Below are 5,884 nucleotides of genomic sequence, written 5' to 3'. Positions count from 1 at the left end.
GTATTATTACTCTTCAAGAGTCTGTTTAAGATAAAGATCAAGATCGCGGGTAAGGTCAGATATTTTTGTATAATTCTTCTCCTGCCAGAAGGTAAGATCACGGAGTTCATCCACAATCGAATTGACACTCTCAGGTAGTGGTGAAACAAGATTCAACTTGTCAGCCTGGTTGACAGCAATCGCCGCCCTCATGAGAATATTGCGCTGTGAACTGGGATACAGGATCTCCCAGGCTCCGATCTCAAATCCTTCAAGTGTTTTACTTCCGAGCGTTCCTTTTACTGCATCAAGGGCACGGTTGATATGATCGTCCTGAATCCTGATCTTATATTGTTCAGCTGACTCTGCATCAAGCGAGAAGATCTCTTCCAGAACGATAAGTTTGAGTTCCCTGACAAAGGCCTGGATGTCAGCACCCACAAAATACTGCATACGCTCTGCAAGACTGCGGAGATCGATAGAGGGATCGAGGAGTTCTCTGATATCACCAAGATAAAGTGTGAGGATTGCCTCTCTTGCTACAACATCTGGAGCAGGTACATAGATGTGCTTTTCAATTCTTCCAGGTCTGAGGATCGCCGGGTCAAGCATATCTGGACGGTTTGTTGCTGCAACCACAATGACGTCCTTGAGTTCCTCGATACCATCCATCTCGGTCAGTATCTGCGAAAGCACACTCTCTCCCACCCGTGATGCCCCTGATTGCTGACCACGTTTCTGAACAAGGGCATCGATCTCATCAAAAAAGATAATGGCAGGAGCTGACTGCCGGGCTTTTCTGAAAGCTTCCCGGACCTGCTTTTCAGAATCTCCAACCCATTTTGAAAGGAGCTCCGGGCCCTTGATGGATATGAAGTTCATTCTGGACTTAGCTGCAATCGCCTTTGCAAGCAGGGTCTTACCAGTGCCAGGCGGACCGAAGAGAAGGATCCCTTTCGGAGGCCGAATCTTTAGTTTCTCAAATGCCTCCCTGCGTTTTACCGGCCACTCGATAACCTTCTCTATCTCGTATTTGACCCGGTCAAGGCCTGCCACCATATCCCATGGAACTTCAGGAACTTCGACATAGAGTTCTCGCATCGCAGAAGGTTCGACAGACTTTCGTGCCTCAACGAAATCCCGGTCAGAAATAACGAGGTTATCAATCACATCGGTTGGAACTTCCTGACCTTCCTTCATCTGCACCATGATCCCACGGAGGGCGTGCATCGCCGCTTCCTTGCAGTGAAGGGCTATATCGGCTCCAACAAATCCGTAACTGAGCTCGGCATATGACTCAAGATCAACATCGGGAGCAAGCGGCATAGTCCTGGAATGGACATGATAGATCTCAAGCCGTCCTGCCCGGTCAGGAATCCCAATCTCGATCTCACGGTCAAACCTCCCTCCCCGCCTGAGAGCAGGATCAATAGCGTCTGGGATGTTTGTGGCCGCAATCACAACCACCTGACCACGGGATGCAAGCCCGTCCATCATGGTAAGGAGCTGAGCTGTAACCCTGCGTTCAACTTCACCGGCTGTCTCCTGCCGCTTGGGTGCGATGGAATCTATCTCATCGATGAAGATGATCGAGGGAGCCTTATCCCTGGCCGAGTCAAAAATCTCGCGGATCTTCTTTTCAGAATCACCATAGTACTTGCTCATTACTTCAGGGCCGGAGAGAGGGACAAAATGAGCATCCACCTCGCTTGCCACAGCTTTTGCAAGAAGAGTCTTACCAGTTCCCGGTGGACCAAAGAGGAGAACACCCTTTGGTGGATCAATCCCGAGACGCTCAAAGACCTTCGGGTACCGGAGAGGGATCTCGATCATCTCCCTGATCAGGCTGATCTCACGAGAAAGACCTCCAATATCTTCATAGTGAATAACCGACTCTTCGTGTTGTACCTCCTCTGTCTGGTATGGGACATCGTGCAGAATAACCTCGGTTGAGAATGTCACAACCCCGATACCTTTCGGCTCAATTCTGGATACGATGAAGTTGACAGTGTTGCCAATAAGGTCTATTCTGACTGTCTGTCCTTCAAGTACAGGGCGGCCACGAAGTTTTTTTGCCAGCAGAATTTCAGGATTATTAAGGGTAACTCCGGTTACAGGCTGAAGGACAACCTTGTGAAGATCATGAGCAAGAATCCGTTTCACCAGGACCTTGTCATCGATCCCGCACCCGGCATTGCTGCGTATCTCACCGTCTATTGCGATCTCATTTCTGCCATGACCGGCATTTTGACTACACCAGGCAGCAGCTACAGCCCGCTTAGCGCCCAGGAGTTCGATGAACTCGCCGTTCACAATCCCAAGTGCCCGCATAACTGCCTGATGGAGGCGGGCAATTCCTTTTCCGGCATCCTCTTCTGCTGCACGCTTCACTTCGAGCCTGATACCACCTGGCTGATTCATGGACCGCCCCTCATATTGATTATCTCATCCTCTGTAACAACGATCATCATACTGATGTCATTTGCATCAGTAGGGAGACCTGCCTCTTCCTGGCAGGAATATGCTAGGCCGATAGTTCTGATGTGCTTGTTTAAAGAGAGAAAACGGTCATAATATCCTGCACCGTACCCGAGACGGGCCCCGGATCGATCAAACCCGAGCATTGGAATGATCGCGGTTGTTACATCAGCAGGATCTGCAGGGATCTCAGATCCTATAGGCTCAGGCACATGAAAGGTGCTTGAAATCAGGCATGAGAGATCCTGCAGATATGAGAGACGAAGACTCACATCCTCTTTCTGAATGATGGGCACTATGACGGGAATTTCATTTTCAAGAAGATAGGAGATGAATGAGGATGTCTCCACCTCTGGATCTTTGGCACAGTAGACCAGTACCTCTTCACCGGGAGTGATGACATCCCTCAGAAGTTCACAGATCTGATGACTCTTCTCCTGCCGTTCCTGCTCTGATAATGCCCACCTGCGTTCCCTGAGAATATTTCGCAAAACTTCCTTGCCGATTGGTATGTTATTCACCCCTTCAGCTGGAGCTGAAGTATTCATATTGAGAAACAAATGAAAACCGATGATGCCAGGGTTTTCTCTGCCGTAGGTAAAGATGCGATATCAGACTAAAAAAACATAGAGGTTTGAGTTGATAGACATTTGACCATACAGTACCGTGAAAAAAGTGGGAAATTATTCTTTCTGCAGCCAGTCATACAGAAATGCTGCTGCCACAGCACCGAGAATCGGGCCGATAATATAGATAGGGAAGTTGCCGAAATGGTTGGTTCCTCCCAGAATCAGATCTCCAAGGTAGGGCCCGAATGTTCGTGCAGGATTGAGCGAGGCTCCGGCAATGTTACCGGTAGTGGTAATGACTCCGCCAGCAGTCAGACCGATCGCGAGACCCGCAAATCCTGGTGTTGCCTGCCTGTCCACAGCCACACCCATGATGACGAGCATCAGGATGAACGTTCCGATAAACTCGGCGAGGACTGCCTGGCCCATACTAATACCAGGAAACGGCCCGGTTGCCCCGAGACCGCCAACGGTTACTGCTTCTATCCCTACTGAAGCTGCAAAGAGAAAACTTCCAATTGCTGCACCTATCAGTTGGGCAACAACGTATGCACCACAATCAACTGACGGAAACCGTTTAGTCGCCCAGAGGGCGATAGTCACTGCCGGGTTGATATGGGCACCGGAGATTCTACCGGTTGCATAGATCACAGCTGCGATAATGAAGGCAAAGGCCAGACCGATGGCTAGCCAGTCGCCCATCCCACCGAGAGCTCCGATCCCGATGTTAAATGATGAGGTTGGTTTTGTTCCCTGACTGATCATCAGTGCGATCACAGCTGATCCAGCACCAAAATACACCAAAAGGGCTGTTCCAATCCCTTCTGTAACCGATCGTTTAAAGAGTGAGACCACGATGATCACCCCTCTCTGGTTGCATCAGCACAATCTTTGCACAGGATCCGTGGCAGTGTCTTCTTCATTTTCCGGGCAGGGAATGGATACCCTCCTTCCCAGACTTCACGTTCCTCGCGGATCGCATGCTCCATACAGAGCCCCATCCCACATACAATGCAGATACCTACTGCCTCAGTGGTCTTCCCCTGTTTTGCGCAGACATAACATTTCATCTGCGCCACCTATACCGCTTCGCGGTACTGGCAATACTCATGCCTGAAGTCAGCACACGATGCAGAGGCACAGTTCTTACATATCCTTGCTGGTGCAGCTGGAATTTCTTTTTTCAGAGCGATGATATTGGTCATCAGGGTTGCTGTGATCGGCTCACTTGTGAGCAGACATGGATAATCGGAAAGCCGCATAAGGGCTGATAGCCGAACCGTAATGGCACAGGCAGGATATGCATACCACTGGGGATTGTTGATGATCTCGTGATTGTACACCGGTGTAAGATCAATCGGAAGTCCGGATACAATTGGTTTCAGATCCTTTCCTGAGCCGTTCCTGATCTTTCGTGCCCGATCCAAAATACCCCAGCCACGGTAGATCATGTCCATAAAGTCGCAATTGTGTAGTTCTGCTGCAGCTCCCCTGGTTGGGTTGAGCTGGACATAATTATGATACCGCTTAGTGAGCAGGTCCACAATCATCAAGGCGTTGAACCCATCCATCTCAAGGATATATTCAACAGCAGCCGCACTCGCTCCGGTTGCAACTGAAACCAGTTGTTCAGGGGTCTTGAACTTGCCAACCGATGCCGTAAGAGTGTTTTCGATTACATCGGTGACAGCCTCGATTATTCCCATCACCATGTCATCCTTGCACATGTTGAATGTGGACTGTGAGATATGATGGGCGACATCGCCGACACAGTACGCCGGAATCGTCACAATATTTGCATAATGAACCTTGTCAGCAATTGCTGCCTTGACAAAAGGCTCCATCTTGGCCCTGTACTCCTGCATGTATTTTCTGCAGTCAAATGATTTCTGGCCAAGAGAATCCATGAGTTCTGCCTGGGCAGATACTGGATGTGTGTAGATCGAGGCAAGCATCTCAATCTCTTTTTTGGTTGCTGCTGCCAGAGTTTCACCTGATTCAACAGCATGCGCAAACACATCACCGATACCATAACTGGTATTCATTCCCCACGATTTGGCAGCAAGAATCGCCTTCTTGTGGTCATCAGGTATCTTGGTTTCCCGGAGAATCTGGTTCACTACATTACTGGTACTTCCAGGAATCAGAGCAAAGTCTACAACACAGGTGGGACCGTAGAACCCTGCATATCGTCTTGCTGACTCCAGACCGATGATTGCTTCACTCTTTTGAATCTGCTTGACAAATTCAACCATGCTTTCTTTAAAGGCTGCATCTTCATCACAGAGTATTTCCAGGATTACCGGGGTCTGATAATGTTCAACAAAAGGATCGTCTTCCGGACGGACAGTCTTGGTAAGACTCGAGAGAATAGTATAGTGTGATTTCACTGACTCCTTATGGAGATCGATTACAGCTTTACTCTGCCCGGTTGCTGCTTCCATTCCAGAAACTGCATCAAGGTAGGGCTTGGCATCAGACATGGAGAATAACGTACCGCGTTTCTTTTGTACGGTTGAGACGTCAGCCCTCTGGGCTGCCATCGCTTCCCGAATCATCTTCTCATATAATTCCTTCACACTGGATCACTCCTCAGGCAGGAGTACCCTCGATGGAGGCTCTCTTCAAAACTGGACCAAATTGATGGAGATCTCAAGCCCCCAAGTATCGGACTGGCCGTATAGCAATGAATCAAAATTCATTCGCCTGCAGGCTTGTGCCCGGACGGTGCAGGTACCCGCTGTCAGTTGACTGTTATGTCTTCAGGCATATAAGGGTATCAGCAGGAATCATTATATAGAAAAAGAAAAGGGAAATCAACCCCAGATTGAAAGGTATCCTGCAAAAACAATCCAGGA

At 49.1% G+C, this 5,884-nt stretch carries 5 protein-coding genes; all 5 read right to left on the bottom strand.

Annotation, left to right across the window (positions count from 1 at the left end; all coding sequences use genetic code 11):
• Window positions 1–6: 6 nt before the first annotated feature.
• The 5 genes from VN429_RS05525 to VN429_RS05505 all read right to left on the bottom strand — a co-directional run bounded on the left by VN429_RS05525 (window position 7) and on the right by VN429_RS05505 (window position 5,605).
• Entirely contained in the window at window positions 7–2,400 is a 2,394-nt protein-coding gene (locus tag VN429_RS05525; protein ID WP_325630701.1) for a CDC48 family AAA ATPase, read from the bottom strand.
• The gene (locus VN429_RS05520) at window positions 2,397–3,005 is read right to left on the bottom strand and encodes a 5-formyltetrahydrofolate cyclo-ligase (RefSeq protein ID WP_325630699.1); all 609 of its coding nucleotides are present in this window, start codon (window positions 3,003–3,005) and stop codon (window positions 2,397–2,399) included. The genes VN429_RS05525 and VN429_RS05520 overlap by 4 nt, the downstream gene beginning before the upstream one ends.
• 135 nt (window positions 3,006–3,140) lie before the next feature.
• Window positions 3,141–3,881 carry an MIP/aquaporin family protein gene (locus VN429_RS05515; protein ID WP_325630697.1) on the bottom strand — a complete coding sequence of 247 codons (741 nt, stop codon included), beginning with the start codon at window positions 3,879–3,881 and terminating at the stop codon, window positions 3,141–3,143.
• A gap of 5 nt (window positions 3,882–3,886) precedes the next feature.
• Window positions 3,887–4,096: a DUF2180 family protein gene (locus tag VN429_RS05510; RefSeq protein ID WP_325630695.1), complete on the bottom strand. Its 210-nt coding sequence runs from the start codon at window positions 4,094–4,096 to the stop codon at window positions 3,887–3,889.
• A gap of 9 nt (window positions 4,097–4,105) precedes the next feature.
• Entirely contained in the window at window positions 4,106–5,605 is a 1,500-nt protein-coding gene (locus VN429_RS05505; RefSeq protein ID WP_325630692.1) for a DUF2193 domain-containing protein, read from the bottom strand.
• Between the last annotated feature and the right edge of the window lie 279 nt (window positions 5,606–5,884).

It is taken from the genome of Methanospirillum sp., assembly GCF_035560735.1.
GTDB lineage: Archaea > Halobacteriota > Methanomicrobia > Methanomicrobiales > Methanospirillaceae > Methanospirillum.
This window is presented reverse-complemented; position numbering and strand designations above follow the sequence as displayed.

Coding starts and splice junctions, on each gene's coding strand:
- VN429_RS05520 (WP_325630699.1), bottom strand. CDS start 3,005: ATGAATACTTCAGCTCCAGCTGAAGGGGTGAATAACATACCAATCGGC.
- VN429_RS05525 (WP_325630701.1), bottom strand. CDS start 2,400: ATGAATCAGCCAGGTGGTATCAGGCTCGAAGTGAAGCGTGCAGCAGAA.
- VN429_RS05510 (WP_325630695.1), bottom strand. CDS start 4,096: ATGAAATGTTATGTCTGCGCAAAACAGGGGAAGACCACTGAGGCAGTA.